The organism is Aquabacterium sp. A08 (assembly GCF_011742065.1).
The window spans coordinates 1-979 of the sequence record NZ_JAAQQT010000059.1; the positions used below are offsets into that span (position 1 = coordinate 1).

The window sequence follows — 979 nt, forward strand, 5'->3', positions numbered from 1 at the left end:
CCGTTCCGCGACGGCCTGGACGTGGTGGTGGACGCGGGTGCGACCTGCGTCATCCAGCCCGGTGGCTCGATGCGCGACCAGGAAGTGATCGACGCGGCCAACGAGCGCGGCGTGGCCATGGTGTTCACCGGGGTGCGGCACTTCCGGCACTGATCTGGCTGGCCGGACCACTACAGAGGCACGCTTCGGCGTGCTTTTGTGTTTCTGCCTGGGGTGGTTGGGTGGGGGGGAGCGTTTCAGTTGCCGATGTGTGTGAGTGCCTGAACCTCGTTCAGCGCGGGCAATTTTGTGTGCGAGCCACGACGCCGCCAGGCCACACCCACAGCGCCTGGACCAAGCTCCAACCTCAACGCCCCACCAAAAACACCGCCGGCAAGTCCAGCGGCAACCGGGGCGCCCGTTGTTTCCACTCGGCCACGGTGCCGCTGAACACCGCCTGCTGGGGCAGTGTCACCCCGCAGCACACCGCCAGGCGCGTGGTGGGCTTCAACGCCGCCAGCGCGCCTTGCAACAAGGCGCCGTTGCGGTAAGGCGTCTCGATGAACAGCTGCGTCTGCCCGGTTTTTTGCACCAGTGCCTCCAGTTCGCGCAGGCGTTGAGCGCGGGCGCTGGCCTCCTGCGGCAGGTAGCCCACAAACGCAAAGTGCTGGCCATTCAAACCGCTGGCGGCCAGCGCCAGCATCAGCGACACCGGCCCCACCAACGGCACCACCGGCAGCCCCAGCGCGTGCGCGGCCCGCACCACCGACGCACCCGGGTCTGCAACCGCCGGCATGCCGGCCTCGCTCACCAGCCCCACGTCGTGGCCGGCCACGGCCGCGGCCAGCAGCGGCCGGGCGTCGAAGCCGCCGGCCGGGTCGTGGTCGCCTTTTTTGTGCACCTGGCGCGGCAGTTCGGTGATCTGCTGGGCCTGCAGCGGGGCGGCCAGCGGGTGGGTGGCGTCCACCCGTTTCAGGAAGGCGCGCGTGCTCTTGGCGTT

General features: G+C 69.5%; 1 protein-coding gene. It reads right to left on the reverse strand.

The features are described from left to right. Positions 1 to 346: 346 nt before the first annotated feature. The coding region (locus tag HA630_RS00340; RefSeq protein ID WP_166832000.1) for an SAM-dependent methyltransferase at positions 347 to 979 on the reverse strand (633 nt) is incomplete at its 5' end.